Annotated in this window: 18 protein-coding genes and 1 pseudogene; 6 read left to right on the top strand and 13 right to left on the bottom strand. The window is 58.0% G+C overall.

Translation table 11 applies throughout. The features are described 5' to 3' along the window. Positions 1-3: 3 nt before the first annotated feature. The 5 genes and pseudogenes from hyfB to AAY81_RS00315 all read right to left on the bottom strand — a co-directional run bounded on the left by hyfB (position 4) and on the right by AAY81_RS00315 (position 5,566). Positions 4-2,007 carry a hydrogenase 4 subunit B gene (gene hyfB, locus AAY81_RS00335; protein WP_066659973.1) on the bottom strand — a complete coding sequence of 668 codons (2,004 nt, stop codon included), beginning with the start codon at positions 2,005-2,007 and terminating at the stop codon, positions 4-6. Between the two features lie 6 nt (positions 2,008-2,013). Next, entirely contained in the window at positions 2,014-2,619 is a 606-nt protein-coding gene (locus AAY81_RS00330) for a 4Fe-4S binding protein (protein ID WP_066659966.1), read from the bottom strand. A 116-nt stretch (positions 2,620-2,735) separates the two neighbouring features. Beyond that, positions 2,736-4,781, bottom strand: a complete 2,046-nt coding sequence (fdhF, locus tag AAY81_RS10755) for a formate dehydrogenase subunit alpha (protein WP_476728646.1) — start codon at positions 4,779-4,781, stop codon at positions 2,736-2,738. 33 nt (positions 4,782-4,814) lie between these two features. After that, positions 4,815-4,952: pseudogene (locus AAY81_RS10855) on the bottom strand (hypothetical protein); the annotation flags it as partial. Between the two features lie 80 nt (positions 4,953-5,032). Further along, on the bottom strand, positions 5,033-5,566 hold the full coding sequence (locus AAY81_RS00315; protein ID WP_066659958.1) for a 4Fe-4S dicluster domain-containing protein: 534 nt from the start codon (positions 5,564-5,566) through the stop codon (positions 5,033-5,035). Positions 5,567-6,722: 1,156 nt separating this feature from the next. Between AAY81_RS00315 and AAY81_RS00310 the strand changes: the two genes are divergently transcribed. The 3 genes from AAY81_RS00310 to AAY81_RS00300 all read left to right on the top strand — a co-directional run bounded on the left by AAY81_RS00310 (position 6,723) and on the right by AAY81_RS00300 (position 10,482). Next, positions 6,723-7,289, top strand: a complete 567-nt coding sequence (locus tag AAY81_RS00310; RefSeq protein ID WP_066664666.1) for a 4Fe-4S dicluster domain-containing protein — start codon at positions 6,723-6,725, stop codon at positions 7,287-7,289. A 16-nt stretch (positions 7,290-7,305) separates the two neighbouring features. Next, positions 7,306-9,495 (top strand): formate dehydrogenase subunit alpha, encoded by a 2,190-nt coding sequence (gene fdhF / locus AAY81_RS00305; RefSeq protein WP_066659955.1) that lies wholly within the window; start codon positions 7,306-7,308, stop codon positions 9,493-9,495. Positions 9,496-9,642: 147 nt separating this feature from the next. Further along, on the top strand, positions 9,643-10,482 hold the full coding sequence (locus AAY81_RS00300; RefSeq protein WP_205630832.1) for a phosphatase: 840 nt from the start codon (positions 9,643-9,645) through the stop codon (positions 10,480-10,482). 126 nt (positions 10,483-10,608) lie between these two features. Here the strand turns inward: AAY81_RS00300 and AAY81_RS00295 are convergent, their stop codons facing one another. Beyond that, positions 10,609-11,829, bottom strand: coding sequence for a serine/threonine protein kinase (locus AAY81_RS00295; RefSeq protein ID WP_066659952.1), 1,221 nt, complete (start codon positions 11,827-11,829; stop codon positions 10,609-10,611). Positions 11,830-11,895: 66 nt separating this feature from the next. Then, positions 11,896-12,708: a DUF6591 domain-containing protein gene (locus tag AAY81_RS00290; RefSeq protein ID WP_066659949.1), complete on the bottom strand. Its 813-nt coding sequence runs from the start codon at positions 12,706-12,708 to the stop codon at positions 11,896-11,898. 142 nt (positions 12,709-12,850) lie between these two features. On the opposite strand from AAY81_RS00290, the gene AAY81_RS00285 reads away from it, so the two are divergent. After that, positions 12,851-13,270 carry a hypothetical protein gene (locus AAY81_RS00285; protein ID WP_066659947.1) on the top strand — a complete coding sequence of 140 codons (420 nt, stop codon included), beginning with the start codon at positions 12,851-12,853 and terminating at the stop codon, positions 13,268-13,270. 231 nt (positions 13,271-13,501) lie between these two features. On the opposite strand, the gene AAY81_RS00280 is transcribed toward AAY81_RS00285, so the two are convergent. From AAY81_RS00280 to AAY81_RS00260, 5 genes are all read right to left on the bottom strand, one after another. Continuing rightward, on the bottom strand, positions 13,502-14,215 hold the full coding sequence (locus tag AAY81_RS00280; protein WP_066664661.1) for a LytR/AlgR family response regulator transcription factor: 714 nt from the start codon (positions 14,213-14,215) through the stop codon (positions 13,502-13,504). 240 nt (positions 14,216-14,455) lie between these two features. Further along, positions 14,456-15,766 carry a GAF domain-containing sensor histidine kinase gene (locus tag AAY81_RS00275; RefSeq protein ID WP_066659944.1) on the bottom strand — a complete coding sequence of 437 codons (1,311 nt, stop codon included), beginning with the start codon at positions 15,764-15,766 and terminating at the stop codon, positions 14,456-14,458. Positions 15,767-15,778: 12 nt separating this feature from the next. Continuing rightward, complete coding sequence (locus AAY81_RS00270) at positions 15,779-16,612, bottom strand: sulfite exporter TauE/SafE family protein (RefSeq protein ID WP_066659941.1); 834 nt, start codon at positions 16,610-16,612, stop codon at positions 15,779-15,781. Positions 16,613-16,617: 5 nt separating this feature from the next. Beyond that, positions 16,618-17,892 (bottom strand): glycosyltransferase family 2 protein, encoded by a 1,275-nt coding sequence (locus AAY81_RS00265; protein ID WP_066659938.1) that lies wholly within the window; start codon positions 17,890-17,892, stop codon positions 16,618-16,620. A 197-nt stretch (positions 17,893-18,089) separates the two neighbouring features. Further along, on the bottom strand, positions 18,090-19,793 hold the full coding sequence (locus tag AAY81_RS00260; protein ID WP_066659936.1) for an FAD-binding protein: 1,704 nt from the start codon (positions 19,791-19,793) through the stop codon (positions 18,090-18,092). Between the two features lie 324 nt (positions 19,794-20,117). On the opposite strand from AAY81_RS00260, the gene AAY81_RS00255 reads away from it, so the two are divergent. Together AAY81_RS00255 and AAY81_RS00250 are read left to right on the top strand one after the other, a co-directional pair. Beyond that, complete coding sequence (locus AAY81_RS00255) at positions 20,118-21,341, top strand: MFS transporter (protein ID WP_066659933.1); 1,224 nt, start codon at positions 20,118-20,120, stop codon at positions 21,339-21,341. Positions 21,342-21,466: 125 nt separating this feature from the next. Next, on the top strand, positions 21,467-22,267 hold the full coding sequence (locus AAY81_RS00250; RefSeq protein ID WP_066659931.1) for a MerR family transcriptional regulator: 801 nt from the start codon (positions 21,467-21,469) through the stop codon (positions 22,265-22,267). 220 nt (positions 22,268-22,487) lie between these two features. Here the strand turns inward: AAY81_RS00250 and AAY81_RS00245 are convergent, their stop codons facing one another. Beyond that, positions 22,488-23,795, bottom strand: coding sequence for a trigger factor (locus AAY81_RS00245; RefSeq protein ID WP_066659928.1), 1,308 nt, complete (start codon positions 23,793-23,795; stop codon positions 22,488-22,490). Positions 23,796-23,884: the final 89 nt, after the last annotated feature.

Raw genomic sequence — 23,884 nt, 5'->3', positions numbered from 1 at the left:
CCCTTACATGAATACGACGCCGAGGATCAGGAAGGCAACGAGCGCGACCACGATATAGCAGATGTATACGCGGAAATCGCCGGCTTCCAACTTGCTCGACTGGCGCGCAAGCCATTCGACAAACTGCGCCGTAGGATCGACCAATGCCAAATCGCCCCAGTTCTGAACGCGATAAGCCCACTTCGAGAGACCCTGGAACATGCGAGCGCATGCGGGGCTCTGCGCGGACAGGCTGTCACGCAGACGATAGAACGGAGCCCAGAAATGCTTTACCTGAGCGCCAACGCTGTTGGCCACCAGGGGCATATCGGACGTGGGGTTGTAACCGCAAGCCCAGGGATCGGGCTCGTTGGAAACACCACCCGTGCTCTTCGCGCGGAACACGGCCCAAACGGCGACGATGACGCCGAGGAGCAGAATCGCAACGAGGGGCGTGGAGATGACGCTCTCCAGAACGGGATTGACCAGGTTCGCACCGGTTGCGGTACCCGCGATGGCGGTATCGGCGATGCTAGCAGCAGCCTGGGTGAGCGAAGGCACGATCCAGGGAGCGCACACGCCCAGAACGACGCAGATGATAGCCAGCAGCACCATGGCAAGGCGCATGGGTGCGGGAACTTCCTTGGCGTTGGCGGCCACATCGCTGCGGGCAGCGCCCAGGAACGTTACGCCGTAGGCCTTCACGAAGCAGGTAACGGCAAGCGCACCCGTGATGGCCAGCATGACCGCGCCAAAGGCGCAGATCACCTTCACCAGACCGTCGCCCGCCATTGCGGCGGTGAACAGACCCTGGTAGGTGAACCATTCGGAAACAAAGCCGTTCAGCGGCGGGATAGCGGAAATGGCCAGCGAGCCAATGAGGAAGCACACAGCCGTGGTAGGCATGAGCTTGCGCAGGCCGCCCAGGATTTCCATATTACGCGTACCCGTGGAGTACAGCACCGAACCAGCGCCCAGGAACAGGAGGCCCTTGAACATGGCGTGGTTGATGAGGTGGAACAGGCCAGCCAGCAGACCGATAACGGTAAGCGCATCAGAACCGGTGGCAGCGCCGATAAGGGCAATGCCAACACCCAGAAGGATAATGCCAATGTTTTCCACCGAGTGATAGGCCAGCAGGCGCTTAATGTCGTGCTCACCCAGAGCGTAGGCTACGCCAAGCACACTGGAGATGGCACCAAACAGAAGCACCATAATGCCCCACCACAGTTCGATCTGGCAGGCACCCAGCAGGTCGAAGCCGACCTTTACGATACCGAAGATACCAATCTTGATCATGCCGCCGGACATGAGCGCACTCACATTGGAGGGCGCCGCGGGATGTGCCATGGGCAGCCAAGAATGGAACGGAATCATACCAGCCTTGAAACCGAAGCCCAGGAACGCAAGCGTGAAGCAGAGGCTCGCGATGACGGGCGAGAACTGCGCGGAACGGAACGCCTCGAATTCGAAGCTGCCCGTAAGAGCCGCCATGGTAAGGAACGAAATCATGATCATGAAGAAGCCCACGTGAGCCATCACGAAATACATGAAGCCGCCCTTGATGGAAACGTCGTTCTGCTCGGTAATAACCAGGAAATAGCTGGTGAGCGACATGAGCTCGAAGAATACCAGGAACCAGAAGGCGCTATCGGTAGTGCAGACGCAGTTCATGGACGCTACGAACAGGTTCATGAAGAACGCCATAGCCGAAATGCCCTTGCCACGGTAATCGTCGAAATACGAGAAACCGTAGATCCACGCCGCCAGAGCAAGCACGGAAAGGACCGTTACCATGATGCCGGACAGAGCGTCCAGGCGAAGCGTGAACGCAAAGAACACGGTACCCATCTGGAAGGTCTGCACCGAACCGGTAATGGCTCCAAGACCAGCGATCAGCGAGGCAATGGCAGCGATCGCGCCGAAAGCGCAACCTACCGTCTTGCCCGCGCTTTCATTCTTTCCGCAGAGAAGCGACAGGATGCCGCCCACCGTGGAGATGCCTAGTGAAGCAATCAATAGATTCATGGCTCTCTACCTCCCTTCCTTGTCGTGTTCTTGCTGTTGGTCGAAGTTTTCGACAATGACCATGTTCCCCTTGATGGCCTCGAGGCGCTTACCCTCGATTTCGGTTGCGTCGTCATCGCACTCCACCAAACGCAGGGCGTTGGTGAGGCATGCATCGACGCAATGGGGATGGCCGTGGTCGTACTCGCACAGGTCGCATTTGACCGCAGCGGAGTAAACGCCGATTTCCCACTGGAGAATCGGGTCGGTGGATGCGGGGAACGTAGGAGTCTTGTACTCCGTACCCGCAACACCCGCAATGGGCGTACCGAACATGTGGATAGCCCCGAACGGGCAGGTGACTGCGCATAGCTTACAGCCGATGCAAACGTGCTCGTCTACACGCACGCAGCCGTCATCGCAAATCGTGATTGCATCTACCGGGCACACGCGAGCGCAAGGAGCGCCTGAGCAGTGATGGCATGTTACTGATGCCACCACGTCTCGGCTCTCGTAGAGCGCCAAACGCGGCTCGTCAAGCAATCCGGCATTGCGATGCCCTTCGGCGCACTCCGCACGGCATGTGCCGCACGCAATGCATCGATTCGGATTGATTGCGATAAAGCGATTCATGAATTCACCCCTTTGTGTGAAACTCGTTCTCTCCTCCGCACCCGCGTATCGCTTCCACGGGCGCGCCCTAAGCGCGGGGCCTCGTCTTGCGACCCCGCGCGACGCTCCTCCTATCACTAATTAAGAACCGCTGCCGATTCGCTTTCCTGTTCACTACGCGCGAACTGCTCATCGGCCAACTCGCTGAACTGACCATCCGCCGCAACTGCCAGTCGTTCCTTGAGCTCCATATAGAGTTCCATGCAGTGCTGCTCTGCCCATACCTGGTCATCGATTCGCTCGATCTGGCAAGCGCTGTATTTGTCCTCGGGCGTATGCGAACGCGTGTCCACATGATGCAGGGCCAAATCGTTGCACTTGCCAATCCACCACTGGTACGTCATGTAAACCGCACCGTCGTTTACGCGGTCGTCTACGAATGCACGAGTGATGATCTTTCCACGGCGAGAATATGCCCAGATAAGGTCGTTGTGCTTGATACCACGAGACTCAGCTTCCTTCGGGCTGATATGCGCGTAACCAGGCTCGTCTGCCAGGTCGGTAAGCTCGCGGCAGTTGCCCGTCATGGAACGGCAGCTGTAGTGGCCCACTTCGCGCACCGTGCAGAGCACCAACGGGTACTCGCGATCGGGCACTTCCGTGGGGCCCTCGTAATCGCATGCCATGAGCTTGGCTTTGCCATCGGGCATGCTGAAGTTGCCGCCCAGGAACAAGTCCGGCGAGCCCGGATGGTCGAGCGTGGGGCACGGCCACTGCGCGTAACCCAAGCCTTCCATCTTTTCGTACGTGGCGCCATAGGCGGCAGGCCACAGGGCACGGCATTCTTCGTCCCAAATCTGCTTCGTGTTCTCGTAGTGCATGGGGTGACCCATACGCGTGGAGAGGTCCGCGATGATATCCCAGTCATGACGGCATTCACCCTTGGGGGGAACCGCTGCGCTGAAGTACTGGAACGTGCGGTCGCAGGCGGAGAATACGCCTTCGTGCTCGCCCCAGCTGGTTGCCGGCAAGATTACGTCGGAGATTTCGGCCGTCTGCGTCATGAAGATGTCGATAGTGACGTTGAAGTCCAGCTTCATGAGCTGTTCCTTCAGCTTCTTCGCATCCGGCTCGGTCTGCAGGCCGTCTTCGCCCATACAAACGAAACCGTGGATTTTCCCCTCATCCACCAAATGGCCGATATCCGTGATCTTGTATCCCACGTGATCGGAGAGCTGTTCAACGGGAATATGCCAGGCATCGGCGAATTTCTGCTTGATGGCAGGGTCCGTAACGCTCTGGTAGCCCGGGAAGAAGTTCGGCAGCGCGCCCATGTCGCAGGCACCCTGCACGTTGTTCTGCCCGCGCACCGGCGCGAGACCCGAATTCGGCTTGCCAATCTGATGGGTAATGCACGCGATGGCAGCGCACATGTGCACCGCTTCGACGTTCTGAGCGCTTTGGCAAACGCCCATGCCCCAGCACAGAATAGAAGAAGGCTCTGCCGTTGCATACATGCGTGCAGCCTCCCTCATCATAGCCGGGTCGATACCCGTAATGTCCTTCGTGGCTTCGGGAGAGTATTTCTGCACTACTTTCACGAAGTCCTCGTAACCTGTCGTGTGCTCGCGCACGAATTCCTCATCGACCAGACCCTGCTCGATGATTGCGTACGCGAACGAGTTAAGGAATGCGATATTGCAGCCGTTTTTAATGGGCATGTAAATATCGGCAATTCGCGCCGTCTCGATGAAACGAGGATCGGCGACGATGATCTTCGCGCCCTTTTCCTTGGCGCGCACGATACGACGCGCAACCAGAGGATGCGAAGTGTTCGGGTTATAGCCGAACAAGAATAGACAACCAGCGTCCTCCATGCCAGGAGTGCCGCAACTCATAGAACCTGCTCCAACTGTGTCAATCAGACCGACGACTGTGGGGCCATGTCAAGTTCGCGCGCAGTTATCTACGTTGTTGGTACCCAGGCATGCGCGAGCAAAACGCTGCATCGCCAAGTTGGATTCGTTGCCCGTGCCACGCGACGACCCAGTGGTCATGATGGCGTCGGGACCATACTTCTCCTTGATGGCGGTAAGCTTCTCCGCCACGTAGTCGAGCGCAGTATCCCAACTAACGCGCTGGAAAGGCTTGCTGCGAGACGTACGCATCATGGGGTGGAGCAGGCGTGGCGTTAGGATCTTCGTGTCATTGATGAAGTCATAGCCACTCCAGCCCTTCAGGCAGAGTTCGCCCTCGTTTGTGAGACCCATTAGCGGTTCAGCGCCGACAACCTTCTCGTTTTCCACGAGAAGGTTGAACTTGCAGCCTGTTCCGCAATATGGGCACACAACCATGTGCTTCTCCATATTGCCCTCTCTCTCCTCTTCCGTGCGCAGGCCGACGCCTTCCATCCGGCGCCGGCCTGCGCGACCTACTAAAACCTTGCGGCAAAAGTCTGAGACGCCTCGGCAGCGTTCAGACGTTTGTCCCTGACATTGGCGTCGATGTCTCGCTGATCAACCAGCGAGAGCGCGCCCGAGGTGCATGCCGAAATGCATGCCGGGCCATCGGGCCTATCGACGCAACGGTCGCATTTCACGACAACGGGGGTGGTGCGAGCAGAAAGCTCGACATCATTAACTGTGTAGGGGCGGAAGATCTCCGCGACGTCTACCGCACCGAACGGGCATGCCATTACGCAGCCGCGGCATCCGATGCATAGAGCGATGTCGACGGCGACGCGGTTGCCGTCGCGATAGAGGGCGCCCGTGGGGCACGCCGCCGCGCAGGGGGCGTCCTCGCAATGACGGCAAACGACCGGCGCAGTAGTATCTACGTCGGCATGCACGACATTGAGGCGCGAAATGGGCACATCGCCCGGCTGGAAATGCTTAACCAGGCATGCGGTCATGCATGCCTTGCATCCCACGCACTTACGCGGATCTGACACAACAAACTTGCTTCCCATAAAAGCCCGTCCTTTCCCTCTCGCTTCTCCCGAGCGACTCGTATGGGGAACCTGATTAGGTTGTATGCAAGAAATTCATATTTGGAACGAAGGACATCACATTTATGTTTTGCCCTTCTAAAAAGTGAGCAAGTTCGAAATTTCGTGAACTCGATATGAAGAAGATTACCGTTTTGACATCTAATCGTCAATTAAGGCACCGATATTATTAGTTCAGCTATTCGTATCACCCCAGCTAAACATCATTATTTATTAAAGACACTTTTTCTTGCCAGATTGCAACTCTTGGTACTTTATACTTAGTTGGAAATAAGGGAATATTACATTTGTAATACAGCAAATGTAGGCGAACAAAGGGGCTTGCCGAAAAATAGGTAATTACGGGTACACACAAATGTGTTACATATTCTTTAACTTTCCTGGGCTTTTGAGTTTTTAGAAAAACAAAACCGCGTATTTCTGTGCATCCAGGGCGACGTAAAACGAAGGCCGCATTACGGTCGAAATCGACGGGTTTTAAAGCCGGAAAAAGAGCTGCGTAATAACCGCTCCAAACACAACCGATTCACGATACGTTCACACAGCGAAACGAAGAGTTGCACGGCCCTCACAACTTCTCTAAAAGTCCAGGTGGAACGCCTAAAATCGGCAGTGCTCATACCTTTTCCCGCAACCCATAGATCAATTCTCGCACGCTGCCAGGAAGGGTACAGAAACGCCCTTTTCGCTTTATCGCGTTTTTGAAACCCAAAAACGCTCTGACCTTGCACTTTGTATTCAGATAGTGTTACGTCCGTTATACAAAGTTGAAGGCATTATTCCGGTGCGGTAACGGCAAAACGCCGCAACTACCTTACTAAGTTCTTACGTTTTCCCAGATGAGATACATTGCACTGCTAACTGACCCTTATACGTTCCAACTTGTTCTCAGTAGAGAATATATTGACAACAATTATGGAGGTTTATAGAGTTTCGGTAGCCCGTATGTAAGACGAGACATAGGGCGCTTCTTTTCTGCGTTTCATCATCAGCAACAATCCCACTTCCTATTCTGCGAGGAAGAGCTGACGGGCATTCCCCTGCCCATTTCAAAGAGCGCATGAATCTCGCCTTCAAGGGCCAGGAGAGGGTTTTATCCAGCCAAGAGAAGGAGACGATGGTGGACGGAAACAAGTTCATCGTCGGCGATGCTGGACTCTGCATTGGATGCAGGACCTGCATGGCCGCGTGCTTTGACAAGCACGACATTGTTGGTGACGTGGCTATCCCGCGCCTCAACGTAGTTTCTACCCTGAAGGTATCTACCCCTATCGCATGTCGTCATTGCCAGGACGCCCCCTGCGCCCGTGCATGCCCCGTCAATGCGCTCTATCACGAAGACGATGGCCGCGTAGCCATGCGTGAAGACCGCTGCATTGGCTGCCGTAGCTGCATGATGGCATGCCCCTATGGCGCTATTCAGATTGTCGGCCGTCCCGAAAACGTATACACCGGTTGCGCGGACGAGCTCTTCATTGGCGAAGCCGGCAACCCGTACATCGTCAAATGCGATCTCTGCCACGATCGCGAAGACGGACCCGCATGCGTCGGAGCCTGCCTGACTGGCGCACTGCATGTCCAGGACAACGTCTCCTTCGATACGTCTCGCAAGACCAAATGGGCTGAAGCCGCCGAGGCGGCTGGCGCGCTTTCGAGCGTTCCCCTGAATCCGGTCCTTGCCTAGCAGAGAGAAGAACACTATGGAAAAGCATATGGCGGTCTGCCCGTACTGCGGAGCAGGCTGCAAGCTCAATCTTATTGTCGAGAACGGTGTTGTCGTAGATGCCGAGGGCATCGACGGCGTCACCAATGAAGGCGAGCTCTGCCTGAAGGGCATGTGCGGCTACGACTTCATCAACGACACGAAGATTCTCACTCCCCGCATTCTGCACCCCATGATCCGCCGCACCAAGGGCGGTCCGCTCGAGCGCGTGAGCTGGGACGAAGCTCTCGACTTCACCGCTAAGAAGCTCATGGCCATCAAGGAAGAGTATGGCCCCGACGCCATCATGACCACCGGCTCTTCCCGCGGTCCCGGAAACGAAGCCAACTACGTCATGCAGAAGTTCACGCGCGCCTGCATCGGTACCAACAACATCGATAACTGCGCCCGTACCTGCCATGGCCCCAGCGTTATCGGCCTCATGGACACCCTGGGCTCTGGCGCCATGAGCGTGTCCATCCCGAACATGGAAAAGGCTGACTGCATCTTCCTGTTTGGCTACAACCCCAGCGCGTCGCATCCTATCGTTGCCCGCCGCATCGTGAAGGCCAAGGCCCGCGGTGCCAAGCTCATCGTCGCCGACCCGCGCGTTACCGAAAGCGCCCGCATCGCCGACATCTACATGCCCATCAAGAACGGCTGCAACCTGGCCTTCATGAACGCCTTCGCGAACGTCATCGTGAACGACGGCCTGATGGACAAGGAATTCGTTGACGCTCACACCAACGGCTTCGACGAGTGGTGGAAGGTCATCTCCAAGTACACCCCCGAATACGTACAGGACATCACAGGCGTCGACCCGGCCACGTTCCGTCGCGCCGTGCACATGTACGCCGAGTCCCCCAACTCCATCATCGGTTGGGGCATGGGCGTTACGCAGCAGAACCAGGGCGTCAAGACGGTCCATACGATTGCCGCCATCGCCTGCATCACCAACCAGATCGGCCGCGATGCCGCAGGCGTTGCTCCCGTTCGTGGCCAGAACAACGTTCAGGGCAGCTGCGACATGGGCATGTGGCCCAGCCTGTTCCCCGGCTACCAGAAGGTTGCCGACCCGAAGGCGCGCGCCAAGTTCGAGCAGGCCTGGAACCTCCCCGAGGGCTTCCTGTCCGGCCGCGAGGGCTTCAAGCTCACCGACGTGCCCCATGGCGCGAAGAGCGGCGAGATTCGTGCGTTCTACAACTTCGGCGAGGACCCGGTTCAGACCGAGCCCGATTCTACCGACATGATCGAATCGCTTAGCAAACTCGACCTGTTCATCAGCCAGGACATCTTCATGACGCAGACCACTGCTCTGGCCGACGTCGTTCTGCCCGGCACCAGCTGGGGCGAGCATGACGGCGTGTTCTCCGCCAGCGACCGTACGTTCCAGCGCTTCACCGCTGCCGTACCGCCCAAGGGCGAGTGCCGTCACGACTGGGAGATCTTTGCCGACCTGTCCACGCGCATGGGCTACCCGATGCACTACAACAACACCAAGGAGATTTGGGACGAAATGCGCGAGCTATGCCCCAACTTCTATGGCGCCACGTACGAGAAGATGGAAGGCACGGGCCATGCCCAGTGGCCTATCCCCACGCTCGACTGCCCCGGCACCCCCACGCTGTACAAGGGCGGCCAGTTCACCACGGCCGACCACAAGGCCATCCTGATGGCTCACGACTACATCAAGCCGACCGAGACGCCCGACGAGGTATATCCCCTCGTTCTGTGCACCGTTCGCGAGGTTGGTCACTACAGCTGCCGTTCCATGACGGGCAACTGCCGCACCCTCACCGCGCTCGCCGACGAGCCGGGCGAGATTCACATGAATCCTGCCGACGCAGCTGCGCGTGGCATCAATGACCAGGACATCGTTCAGGTCAAGTCGCGCCGTGGCTCCGTGTACACGCGTGCCATCATCGACGACCGCATCAACAAGGGTGCCGTCTACATGACCTACCAGTGGTGGATCGGCAAGTGCAACGTCCTCACCATGCACCAGGTCGACCCCCTGTCCGGCACGCCCGAAGACAAGCACTCCGCTTGCCAGGTCATCGCCCTTCCCGATCAGGTTGCCGCAGAGCGCAAGGTTACCGCTCTGTACAACGAGATGAAGGACTTCCTGGCTGGCGAAGCCGCTGCTCAGGATGAGGAAGTTAAAGAAGCACAAACCATCCTTGCATAACTAGCCTCCTCAGCCTCATGCTGTAGCGGGCGGCCCCTCACGGGGTCGCCCGCGTGCTTTTACGCCGTATCATTTCCCGATGAGCTTGCGCCGCGCCAAACGAGGGAGAACAATACGAACGGAAGACACGCGAACGAAAGGGCAGCCATGAGCACGCAAACCGAACCTCTGCGCCTTGCATGTGACACGCATACGCACACCATCTTTTCCCGCCACGCATACTCCACCATCGAAGAAAACGTGCGCACCGCCGCAGAACGCGGCATCGAGCTGCTGGGCAGCACCGATCATTTCAGCGACATGCTGTACCTACAGCGCGACATTCGCAACTACCAGTACTACAACAACTATCGCGTATGGCCGCGCGAATGGCACGGCGTAAAACTGCTGCATGGCGCTGAAGCGGACATCGTTAACCTGCACGGCGACCTATATGGCGCCGACGACGTATTCGCCACCAGCATCGACGGCACGCCCGTAGAACCCATATCCATGCAGGACTACGTCTTCCGCCGCTGCGACTACGTGGTCGCAAGCGTTCACAACAAGTGGTTCGCACGCAACGCAACCATTGGCCAGGCAACCGATATGTACGTATGCGCCCTCGAGCACCCGAAGGTGCTCACGCTGGGTCACTCGGGCCGTTCGGGCATTCGCTACGACATCGACACCGTGCTGGAAGCCGCCCGCGTGAACCACAAGCTCATCGAGATCAACGAATACAGCTTCACGCACGTAGAGAAGTCGCACGAGATGTGCCTGGAAATCCTTGAACGCTGCGCGGAGACCAACACGCCCATCGCCGTGAACACCGATAGCCACATCTCGGCCGAAATCGGAGACTTCCGCTACGTCCCCAAGCTGCTAGAGGAGATGCACTTCCCGCGCGAGCTCATCGCCACGCGCTCGGCTGACGCGTTCCTGGACGCCCTGCGTGCCGCACATATCGCACCTGCCGAAGAGTGCGAGCCCATACCCGGGCTGTAAACGCTGCATATCCACCTCATACGCTACAAGGAGCCTGCCGCCATCTTGGCTGCAGGCTCCTTTCACATTCGGACATTCGCCCCTGCAGTTGAGCCCACTCCAACAATGGACGGCCCGTATAGCGTCCTATTGCAAACCCAAGGCGCGTATCAGCCACCAGAGCAGGCCAAACAGCAGCAGGCACGCTACCAGTGCTACCAGCAAGATGGGCACATTCCTCCGCGTGGACCCACGATCGATACGAGGAAACCTCCTGCGAAGCCTACGCTTATCTGCGGCAAACCAGACGAGTACCGCAGGAAAGACGAAGAACAGCGCAGCAAACACTACAAAGAGGAACGCCTTCATCCCCACCGGCCAACCAAAAAGCAATAGCGGTTTGTTCGCCCAAGCGAATCCTATGCTCGCCGTCCAGGCCACGAACAAAATGAGCAGCAGCGCATTCCATGCGACACCCACCCCTGCAGGCACACGCGAACCCTGCTGCGCTCGAGGAGCAACGCGGCCTTCTAGCGCACAGAGAAACGCCTCCTTGAGCTCGCGAGCCGTCTGATAGCGATCATCGGGGTCGAAGGCCATCGCCTTCCTCACCACCGCAGCCAACGCCTCGGGAACCCCCGGAACACGAAACTCCACTCCCCTGCCAGACCATACGGGGTCATGCGCTTGCAGGCAAAACGCCAGCAACGCCCCAAGGCCATACACATCGGTACGCACGTCGGTCTGGCGAAAGCCGTATTGCTCGGGCGCCGCATACGCAGCCGTGCCAAAGTGAGCAGTATCGGCGGTGGCTTCCCGCTTATGAACGCGCGCAACGCCGAAATCAATGAGAACGGCACGAACACGACCGTCGTCCGCCCCATCGCACATGACATTCGAAGGCGTGATATCACGATGGATGATAGGGCCCACCGAAGCATCATGCAAGGACGCTACGGCATCGCACACCTGCGGAAACACCGTTGCCGTAAGGGCCATCCGTCGCTCGGGATGCGCAAGTATGCGCGAGCGCAACGACGTGCCACCCACGCATTCCATAAGCACTTCAAGGGAATCTACAGCGTCATACACACCGTACAAACAAGGCAGGTTGCGCATCTCCCCGCCAGCCTGCTGCTCCCGCCAAAGCAAACCATACGTGCCGCCCACCTGGCGCTTATCGGCTTCGCCGGAAAAGATCTTGCGCACATACGGGCCATCTTCGGAATCGTCGGGGTTAGAACGATATACGCGCTGCGTTATCTCGAAGGGAGACTCCTTCAGCACGGCATCGACGCGATACCGATCGCGCTCTTCACGCGCCTGCAGGTAGCTGCTTAGGTCCTGATGTAGAGAGTCTTCGTTCATACAGGCCATCGTACCAAAAGAGGGGCCGCACAGAGCGACCCCCCTCACAACGTATTTCGCCAAACGCTACATGACTTCGGCAAGCTTCTGCGTAACGCGTGCGCTCACTTCGGCGTAATACGCCGCATCGGCAGTGGAAAGCGAATCCTTATCGATAGCGTTGTACTTCTCCATGAACGAACTGTACCTCGACATGATGCTGGAATACTTGCTCAGCAGCGACGAGACATTGCCCGAGCTCTTGTACTCCTTCATGAAGTCGACGTACTCGTCAATGAACGCCTCATACTCGTCCAGGAAGGACTTGAGTTCAGGCGTTACCTCGCTATCGCTCGAGGAGCTAGACGAACTGGAGGAGCCTGACGAGCTCGAGGAGGACGACGAAGAACTGGACGAATTCATAAGGGCATCGTATGCGGTCTTGTACGTCGATTCATCAACGGGAGTGAAAAGAAGCGTATCCGACCCCATCTGGAAAGAGAGCTTCCCATCTTCCATCTGAGCCACTGCGCTCCAGTCGTCATCAGCTTCCGAAGACTTAATTGTCGCCAACCCATCCGATTCCGTCCACTTGAACGGGTCATCCTCCGACGAAGTGACGGAACCCGTACCATCGGCATTCACAACCATCACGTAATTGAAACCATTCTGCTTCCGCGCCTGAGAAATCTGATCCGACGTATAGGTCGTCCCCTTCACCTTTCCCGAATCAAGCTGCCAATAGCCCACGAACTCGCTCTTCTGCTCCTGAGTAGTCGAAGACGAATTCGACTGCTGCGATCCAGACCCCGAGCAACCAGTCATGCACGCTCCAACCACGAGCGCAGCAACCACCACGCACGCGGCAAACACGCTGCGAATTCTTATCCCTGCGTTCATAATCTACCCCTCTCAAACATATGAAACACTCCGTTACGGCACCACCCAGTTTGGTTGAGGCGAAAAGCGATTTCATTAACTCGCAGTTAATGAAGCGCCAAAAAAGTTCGGGTAGGGTACCCTTGAAACAGAAAGGAAACCCATGCAAGAACCGCTAACTGACAAGATGCTCGACGAGCTGCTCAACGCTCCCAGCGTTGACGAGTTCATCGATGGGCACGAATTCACCGAGCGTTCGCTTTCGGAATACCTGCAGACCCTGCTCAAAGAGAAGGGTCTTGAAGAGGCCCAGGTTACGCGCATGGCCAACATCATCCCCACCTACGGCTACATGATCTTCAAGGGGCAACGCCGACCAAGCCGTAACAAGGTGCTCCAAATCGCCCTTGCCATGGCGCTGAACCTCACCGAAACCAACCGCGCGCTCGAAGCGGCTGGCGCAAGCCTTCTGTATTCGAAGAACAGGCGCGACGCCATCATCATCTTCTGCATCGACCGCGGCTGCAGCTTGCAGAAGACAAACGAAGAGCTCTACCGCTTCGGGGAGGAAATCATCGGCTAGCAGCTTGGCGGTACCCCACGCATAAGCCAAGCACGAGAAGCCCGCGAGCATGCACGTGCCCGCGGACTTCTGGCATTTGCACGCAACGCGCCCGAATGCCTAAAGCGACCCAAATTCCCGAGGTGCGCACTCAACGCCCAAAGCGTTTCCGCCGCACGCCACGTCTATCACGCACGAAAACGCCCGGCCGCATAAGCGAACCGGGCGTTGCACTGTTATGACCAGGCCGAACTACAGGCCCAGAGCTTTCTTCAGGGAAGACACACGGCGGCGGGAAACGGGAACCTTTTCCTCACAGCCATCGAGCGTGAGCAGCAGCGTGCCGCCGGAAACGGACTCGACTTCCGCCACCTGGGAAAGGTTGACCAGATAGCCGCGATGCACGCGGAAGAATCCATGACCATCGAGGCGCTTTTCCAGCTGGGCCAGGCTCACGGTGCTGAAGTACTTGTCGGTATCGGTCTGCAGGTACGCGTAATCGTCGCGCGCCATGACATAGCGGATGCTGTCGATGCCGATGAGAATCTTCTTGCCGCCCTTTTCCACGGGGATGCGCTCGAGCTTCTGAACCTTGGCATGCAGCGCCACATGTTCCTTCACGCGGGCGATTGCCTGAGACAGGCGCTCGGTTTCCACGGGCTTTACCAGGTAATCGATGGCATTGACCTTGAAGGCATCGATGGCGAACTCGCTGTACGCGGTAACGAACACCACGGCCGGCGGGAACTTCAGATGCTGCAGGGCGTCGGCCAGCTGCAGGCCGCTTGCCTCCGGCATACTGATGTCGAGGAACATGACATCGCAGGGATAGTCCTTCAGCTTCTCGATAGCTTCGCGCACGCTGGCAGCCTCGGCAACGACTTCCGTCTGGCCGAGCTCATCGAGCAGGAACTTAAGCTCTGAACGAGCAGGAGCTTCGTCATCAACGATAATAGCTTTCAGCACCACGTGGTGCTCCTTTCAACCGGTCTACCCCACATATTGTGGTGGTACGCATCGATTTACCGTTCCAAGTATATGACAACGCATGCCGTTTATCCGAGAATTTCGCATGTTCGCCGTAACGACGTAAACGTGTTACATCTGAATACGGTATGCGTCTGGAACCATATGCGTCAAGCCACAATATATGGCATGCGTCCGCATATATACGACCATGGATGCAATCTCACCAAAAGACGCGCTCTAACTGGGGTTATTCAATCCTTTGCAGCAATCCTTCAAGAACAGGGTCACCGTAGTTCCCTTGCCCTCTTCGCTCTGCACGTCCATGTAGGAATCGGGACCGAAGTAGCCCAAGATGCGTTCGTTGATATTGCGCACGGCAATGCCCAAACCCGTGGAAGAACCGGGGGCGGCAATGTTGCGGCGCTTGTCCTCGCTCATACCCACGCCGTCATCCACAATCGATATGAGCAAATCATCGCCCTCGCTCCATGCCTTCACGGAAATATGCAGCGTGCCGCGCGCGGGCATGGCATGCTTAACCGAGTTCTCCACCAGGGGCTGCACCATGAACGCAGGAACGAGCTTGCCGGAAAGCGAAGCGGGGATATCGGATTCCATCTGCAGGCGCTCCTCGCCGAAACGCGCAATCTCGAACGTCAGGTAACGCTGCGTCTGATCGATTTCGCGCGACAGGGGGATAAGGTCGGACGCATCTTCGAGCGTGCGACGGTAGAATGTGGCAAATTCGCGCAGCAGCACGCGCGCCTTGTCGGGATCGGTGCGCACGAACGACGCGATGGTATTGATGATGTTGAACAGGAAATGCGGGTTGATCTGGCTCTGCAGTGCCTTTAGTTCCATCGACGTGGCGAGCTTCTTCTGCTCCTCCAGCGCCGACGCCGCAACCTGCGTGGAAAGCAGTTCGGCAAAGCCCGCGGCGATGGACTGCTGCGTCTCGTTGATATTGCGCGGGCGCGGGTAGTAGAACTTCAGCGTGCCCACGGCCTTGCCGCTCACGATGAGCGGGGCCACGATGCCCGCGTTGATGATGTGATGGTCTTCGGGAAAGCCAATTTCGCTCGAGGAATGAAGCACGCGCATCTTTCCATCGTCGATGGTGGCATGCGTGGCAACCGTTCGAATGGGCGATCCCTGCTTGTTGTATTCCTTGCCGCTACCTGCGTAGCCGATAATCACGCGCTCGTCGGTAATGGCCACGGCAATGGCGCTGGTGGCAGGCAGCAGAGCCTCGCAAATCTCCTGAGCGCTTGTCTGGTTCAGGCCACCCGACATACTAGCAGCCATCTTGCTGGCCAGCTTCAGCACGGCGTTGCTCTGCACGGCGCGAATGCGGTCGGGGTCGAGCCAGAGGCGAATAAGAATGATGAGGCTGATGGTGAAAATGGTGCCCACAGCCACCATGAGCTGCATGTTGCGCATGGGGTCGATGACCATCACGATCATACACACTGCCGCAATAACCGCGACAAAGGCGAATGCGGCTTCCGCCAGCAAGTATTGAGTATGACGGGAAACATGCGAGAACATAGGCAGACCTTCCTAATTGCCCAAAGAGACGATCTCGTTCACGGCGAGCATGATGGCCATAAGCATCAACATACCGCCAAAGATAAGACGCAGCACGCGGTCGGGAATGCGACGCGCAAGCTGAGCACCCAATACGGCACCGGGAATAGACCCCACGGCCAGGGCGAGGCCCGCAAGCACTTGCACGTTTCCCAGCAGGTATTGCGTGGCCGCACCGGGAACGGACAGGATAGCCACGGCCAGAAGCGACGTGCCCGACGCCTGGCGCATGGAAACACCCGCATAGGCTAGAAACAGCGGCACCATGATAAAGCCGCCGCCCACGCCCACGTAACCACTCAGCACGCCGGCGGCAAGACCAACGCTAGCTCCCACCAGGATGCGACGACGAGGGGATATGGCATCATCGCTCGATTCAGGGCCGCGAGCATCCTGCGATACCGCATCGACCTTGCGCACGGACGCCTTGGGCTTGCGCAGGCCCTTTGCGAGCATGCGAGATGCACTGTAGACGATAACGCCAGCCGCCACCAGCATGATAAGCCACGACGGCGATACGCTTGCAAGCCACACGCCCACAGGGCTCGTGCAGGCACCGCCCAAGCCAGCCGCCAACCCCACGGGCACCAGGCACGTGCGGTTGCGAACATGCGTAATCACGCCGGCAATCGACGTAGGGATGATGGTGAAGAGCGAAGTGGCGGTAGCCTGAATGGCCTGCAGGCCGTAGCCCAAACGAAGCAGGGGAACGATGATCGTTCCCCCGCCTATGCCAAGCATCCCCGAAAGGACGCCTACGATGACCCCAACGAAAACGGATATGGCAAACGTCGCCAAAAGGGGCACCTATGCTATTCGGAATCGGGCAGATTCAAGCGAATCTCGCTGGTAGCGCCCGGGTCGAGGCTTTCCTGCTGGCGCATTTCGCCATGGCGCAAAGCCGCCGATTCCAGCAGCGCCGTACGCAGAATACGATCGTTTTCCGTGCGAGCCATAAGCTCGGGCCATATGTACTGGAACTCGAAATACTTCGAGCAGTTCGATTCCGCGTATGCCGTGGCATCGGTAAACGCCACTTTCGCGGCATTGCGATACTGCTTCTTGTCGGGACGCCCGAAACTGCGCAGCAACGCCGTGCGCATGATGCGATGGCGAATGCCCGACTCCAGGAACGGCCCAGGATACGGCATGAGCGATTCGGGCTTCACCTGGTTCAAGTCAATCTGCGTACGCGCGTATTCCATCTTGCGGTACTCGTAGAGCCAACGGAAGATGTCCTGGCGGAAACGCGTGCCCTCGCTCTTCGTGTCGGGCGGAAGGTGCAGCATGACCCATTTGTTGTCGAACCAAATGTCGGAACCGTACATGCGCAGGTTGAGCATGTAGTCGAGGTCTTCGCCGCGCACGACCCAGGGGTCGAAGCAAACACGACGATACGCTTCGCGATGGAGCACCAGGCAACCGCCGCAGACATGGTTGCTGCGCGAAAGACGCGGGCCACGCATGGCCGAATCGATCCAGGAATTGAACGCGGAGCCCTGCTCCCAGTAGCGGTTGTACCACTTGTCCTGGCTCTTCGAATGGTAGGTGCCTTCGGAATTCAGGTAGTAGCCCGTCTTGGCCAGAATGGGAATACCACGGCGCGTAAGCTTGCCCAGGCCGTAGACGCCCTTCGCCAGGAACTCCGGATCCTGAATGACGACGTCGTCGTCGAGGAACACCACGGAGTCGTAGCCGAAGATATTGGCCAGCACCAGGCCCAGATTGCGAACGGCGCTATAGCCTTCCAGGCCGATTTCGTATTCCATACGGCCCATGTTCAGCTGCTCGAAGCGCTGACGAATGAGCGCGAGTTCGGCCTGACCAACGGCGATGATGTTCAGCGACGGAAACTGGGCGCAGATGGCCTGCACCTTCTGCATAGCCGGAACGGCGGCGTCGCGCTCTGCTGCCACGGGAATGACGACCTGGCCCACGCCACGCACGCGCTGGAGCGATTTCAGCATGCGGCCCAGCTCGCCGGGGCGGGAAAGCGGGGTAACGTGGTCGTACACCGTATGATGCCCCGTGGGGCGCGCCTTCTCGCGGGCGGAAATGTATGTCGGGACGATGATTAGCGGATTCATGCCCCTCCTTTCGAAACCGCTTTATTGTAGCCGACGTAACGGGCCTTGGCATCATGTTTCACCAAACCAGCCGCGTTCCGCTTGCCGGCAATGCGCCAGATGCAACGCAGGCCCGCCTTCCTGAGGTAGAAGGCGGGCCCATACCATGCCAACACTGGGAGGGATGTGCTGACAGGGAGCGATGTTATGCGCTATTCCTAGGCTTTCTTGATGTACTCGAGAGCCTCCGTGGCCGAGATATAGCCGGAATCGATGCACAGGCCATAGCAGAAGCCGGGGACGTCATAGTACGGCGAATAGTACAGGCTGCCCGAGTCGGTGCCCGCAGCGTACAGGCCGGGCATGGGCGTGTTGTCCTCGGCCTTCAGCACGTTGCAGTTATCGTCGGTGCGCACGCCGCCGAAGGTGCTCCAGGCGCTAGGCTCGTTCTGCGTAACGTAGAACGGAGGCGTTGCCACCTTCGAAAGGTACCAGGGATTCGTGCCGAACTCGGCATCCACGCCCGCGTCACAGTACTTGTTGTACTGGGCAACCGTTTCCTCCAGATCGGTGAGGCCGAAGAATTCACCAAGCTCCTTCAGCGTATTCGCCTTGTAGCACCAACCTTCCTTGATGCCCTCTTCGATATCGGAATCGAGATTCTCGAGCACACGATCCTTGAAGTAGTTGCCGATGAACCAGTTTTCGCTGGTAGCACCCTTGGCGGTGGTGTACTCGTACAAGCCCTGGGTCTTCATGGCATCCACGTAGGCCTGGTCGACCACGGCGTACCACGGGGCGTTCAAGATGATCTGCTCGCTGCCGTAGCTCATGGGATAGTCGCACAGCAGGCCCTCGTTGATGAAGCGCTTGCCTTCGGCGTCCACCAGCAGGCAACCATACAGGCCAAACTTGAAGGCGGTGTTCTGGTCGAACTTGTCCTGCTTGGCGGGGCGGGAGGCCAGGCTGTTGGTTCCGCCGTACTCGCAGGGGCAGTAGCCGAACGTCTTGTCGAGCGCAGCGCCCGCAGCCTCGGCAGCCAGGATGGTGTCGCCCGTGCAGATGCTATCGCCGCCACGCGCAACGTTGAGCTTGCGCGTATGCAGGAAGCGCTCCTGCAGGTCGCGATTGCCCAGATAGCCACCTGCGCACATGATTACGGCCTTGCAGTTGTACGTGATGTTCTTCTTGCTCTTCGTGCAGTTCGCACCCGTGACCTTGCCCTTGTCGTCAACCACGAGCGACACGAACTCGGTATCGAACTGAATGTCGATGCCATCGGCCTCGACGGAGCTCTCCCACAGCTTCACGCGCTCATCGGACGGAATGGTGATCAGGTGGAAGCCGCCCTTTTCGCCCACGAACGGAGTCTCGAAGCGGAAGTTCGTCTCCTTGAAGGTGTAGCCAATGCCCTCGAGCTCGGCCACGGCGTTCTTCGACTCTTCCAGGCAGCGGCGCAGCAGAGCCGGATTGGGCGTCCAGTGGGAGTACTCCATGACGTGGTAGAACGCGTCATCGACGGTGAGCGTCGTACCGCCTTCCTTGTTCTGGAGCACGTCGGTGCCCACGGCGAACGGACCCGAAACGTACATGCCATTAGGCGCGGAGTAATCGGCGCCCTTTTCCAGGATGACGACCTTCGCACCACCCTGAGCGGCCACGTGAGCAGCCATCATACCAGCAGCGCCAGCGCCGACGACCACGATATCCGCTTCGCGGGTCTCGTCAGCCTTGAATTCCTCGGCAGCCTTGGACGAATCGTCCGAGCTGGAAGAGTTGGCCGACTTGGCCTGACCGCAACCAGCAAGCGCGCCCATGCCCGCAATGCCGAGCGCGGAAAGCGCGGCGCCCTTCAGGAATCCGCGGCGATTCATATCTACGTTAATCGCCGACGTTACTTCTTTTCCCTCCATGCGTTCCATGCAAAACCTCCCTACTCCCTGTGTTAAGTTGTGTGGAACATATGAAGACACCGTAGTGCTTGAAGCTGGTTGAGGGTCAATAGCTTTTCGAGAAAAAGTTTATGACCTGGGAATACGCGATTTTTGACACACGGGGTGCTGCTTCGTTAGGCTAAAGTGGAAAAAATCCCTTCATGTACGCGCGCGCAAGCGTTACAAATAACAGACGCGCAAATTTGCGCACATCGCACGAATTGCAGTACATGGGGGCATGCAAGACGCGGGGTTCGCAGTGGTTTTCCGCTGCTTCCCCTCACGAATACGGAAAGGAGAGCAGACCACCGCATGAAGGACCATTACGAAAAGGTCATCACGCTCTGCTGCTTCCTTTTCATCTTTGCCAACATCGGATTGCCCAGCACGTCGTTCAGCGTCTATCAGCCCTACATCGTGGCAATGCCCGCCGTGGGCAACACGGGCGGGTCCATCATTCTGGCCGTTCGCACGCTTACCACCATCGTGGCCATGCTGTTCGTAGACCGCTACTTCAACCTGCTTGGCGCACGCATGGGCGTGTGCTTCGCCACCATCCTCACGGCCATGGGCTTCTTCGCCTATTCCATCGCCACGGCCATGCCCATGTTCATCATTGGCGCCATTCTGGCGGGCGCAGGCTACGGCTTTGGCGGCATGGTTGGCATGACCATGCTCGTGAACAGGTGGTATGAGGGCGATCGCGGTAGCGCTATCGGCTTTGCCACCGTGGGCAGCGGCGTGGCGAGCATCGTTATTCCCGTGATCGTGGTGGCCATCATCAGCAATATCTCGCTGCAAATTGCCTTCATCGTAGAGGCATATATGGCGCTCATCATTGCAGCCATTATCGGCGTGTTCCTACGCAACGACCCCTCCGCCATGGGGATGCAAAAGCACAAGCACATAGCGACCGCCGCCGAAAAGGCGCATCGCGTTACCCATCACAAGCCCATCCCCATGCCCAACAGGACGCGCAACCGCTTCTTCCTGGCGCTTGCCGCCGTGGGAGGCATTTGCATGGGCGCGCTCACGTACCTTTCCGTATACCTTACGACCTCGGGATATAACGATTTCTTCGCCGCCGCCATGCTCTCCGTGGCCGGCGTGAGCCTGACCATCTCGAAATACGCCACCGGAAAGCTGTTCGACAAGATCGACACGGCACGCGCAACGGCCATCATGTTCGGCCTGCAGACTGCGGGCATCCTCTGCCTGTGCGCTGCCGTAGTCGTGAATCCCCTGTTCGCAATTGCGGGCTCGGTATTCTTCGGCGCGGGCATGGCGCTGGGCACCGTGGGCACGTCGGAGTGGTCGCTGGAGCTGGCGCCCGAACACGGACGCGGCAAATTCATCAAGAACTGCCAGGTCGTGTACGTCATTGGCGGCCTGGTCATGAACTTCCTCCCTGGCCCGCTCAAAGACCTGCTGGGAAGCTACTTCTACACATACGTCATTCTGCTCGTGCTTTCCGTTGCCGCCATGGTTATCGTCGTCGCCACGCTCAATCGCTGGCGCGCGCCCATCGAAGCATAGGCAAGCCTACTGCAGCTTCATTCTTCCCCCGCCCCTATTTGGGTAGGGATTTTCTTGACCTTAAAGCTGGTTTAAGGTGTAGTTTGTCTTATAGGGGAGACAGATATGCCGTCTTGGGAGGGGCCATGCATATCAAGGAATTTTCGGCCATGACAGGCCTTAGCCAGTCAAGCATTCGTTTCTACGAGAAACGAGGACTGCTGCAATCACCGCGCGAGGATAACGGATATCGTGACTTCTCGCCCGAAGACGCGTTTCGCATGAACGCATTCCGCAAGCTGCTTTCGTACAACTTCAGCATCGACGAGGCTATCAACTACATCGACAGCCCTCAGGCAACCGATGCTTTTCTGACCAGCCTTGCATCGCGCAAGGACAACATCGAAGAGCAGATCGAGATCCTGAAGCGACGCGTGGACACCATCACGAACGCGCTCGGCTACATCGAACAACGAGAAGGCGATAACGTCTTCTCGCTCACGAATGCGCCCGATTGCCTGTACATCCAGGCGTCCGTGAAGCGCGACTTCTCCGTTTCCATGAAACGACAGGAAACCATCGCGGAGTTCTACGGCCTGCTTGGAGCTTCGCAGTGCATGCGCATCATCAAGAGCAATCTCGTGGAATCGGAAGCGCACACGGTAATACCCAATTACATCATCGGCGTGCGTCAAACCGATGCGCATCTGCTTTCGCGCAACGCTCGCCAGCACGCGCGTCTGCTGCCGCTGGGCCCCTGCGTGTATTGGCGGCGCGAAATCACGCGCTCCGAGGGCACGAAAGGCTCATCCTACGAGCCGCTGCGCCGCTATCTGCGAGAACACAACCTGAAGATAGCCGGCGATATCCTCACGGCACCCCAGTTCCTGAACCTGGACGGCAAGGGCACCGACGTAGAGAACATCTACGTGCCTATTGAGGAATAGCCAGCACGCCCCATCGTATAATGGACGCAACTGAAGGCAAACGATAGGAGCGCCATGCGCATCGGACCATTCGGCGTGACCGAACTACTCATCATTCTGCTCATCATCGTCGTACTGTTCGTGGTACTGCGCAGGAAGAGCAAATAACCGCATATCGCAACGCAAAAAGGACGCCGGCTGCACATCGCGACCGGCGCCCTTTGCTTGTATGGGATGTTTGCTATTCGAAGATGGCCTTGGAAACGGCGTCGTTGTGAGCCTTCAGGCGAGCAGCCGTCTCGCGCACCACGAACCAGGCGCCGTTCTTGTCGAAGTTGGCACGCGCCTGCTCTTCGTGACCGGGCGTCATCTCATGCAGGGCGGCATCGATGTCAGCATCAGTGACTTCCTGGCCCATATGGCGGAAATACGCGTCGAGCGCAAAGCCCTGTCGCAGCGACTCATGCGCGTGCATGGCGATCATCATGCTGAACTGCTGCTCGTTGGCACCCTGCTGCTGAGCGTACTGGGCGATGGTCATGCCCTGCGCAGCCAGGTTTGCCTGCATGTTCTGCAGAATGTCGCGATGGGTGTTTTCCAGGTACAGGTCGGGAATGTTCGCATCGAGGCGCTTGGCCAGCTCGGCGTCGACCATGTTCTCGTCCTGCAGCTTCTGCTGCTGAGCCAGCTGAGCCTCCATGCGCTCCTTCACGGCAGCGCGGAAGCTTTCAGCGGTTTCGCCCACACCCGCGCCCTTCATGCTCTCGCGCACGAACTCGTCGGTAAGTTCGGGAACGCGGCGAAGACGCTTCTCGATGAGCTTCGCACGCACGTTGAACGTATCGGGAGCGGCGTTCTCGGGAGCACCCGGCAGCTTGGCCGTGAAATCAAACGTACGCTCGTCGCCCGGCATCATGCCCACGACAGCGTCGATGAAACCGTCGGGCATTTCGCCCCTCACGAGCGCAATGCGCGAGTTCTTGCCGGAAAGGCTGGCCGCTTCCTCGCCATTGACCTGCGTGGTCATGTCGAACATGGCGTAATCGCCCACCTCGAGCGGGCCGCCAGCCTCCTCGAAGGACGCAAAGCGCTCCATTTCCTGGGCAATCTGCAGGCTAACCATCTTGTCGGTAATCTCGATGGACTGGCGCTTCACATGCACGGGCGAATAATCAGTGAGCTCGTATTCGGGACGCAGAATGAGATCGATCTTCATCTCGAGCGCATTCTCGTCGAACAGGCCATCCACACGCTCAACCGTAGACTGCGGCGTAAACATGATATGCAGGTTCTTCTGGTTCACCACAGCAGGCGCAGCCATGGAAGCCACGTACGACGTAAGACCAGCAGCCACATTCTCGGCGCCAAACTTGTCCTCGAGAGCCGCGCGAATTTCGCCACCCTCACCCGGAGCCAAACGAGCCTCCTGCGCCAAACCCAGCAGGCCCTCGCGCACCATAGAAGCCTTATCGCCAGCCGGAATGCGCACCGTAACGCGCATTACATGACCGTCATTCACCAGCTCATCAGACAGAATCTCAATAGCCATAACAATCCTCTCGTCTAAATAATCCGCGTATAGGATAACAGTAAACCATCCCTCCAAGCCCCAAATCCCGGCGAGCAGAACCAACTCGC

It is taken from the genome of Denitrobacterium detoxificans (assembly GCF_001643775.1).
GTDB lineage: Bacteria > Actinomycetota > Coriobacteriia > Coriobacteriales > Eggerthellaceae > Denitrobacterium > Denitrobacterium detoxificans.
Note: the sequence above shows the minus strand (reverse complement) of the source record. Positions and strands in the feature narration are given on the sequence as shown.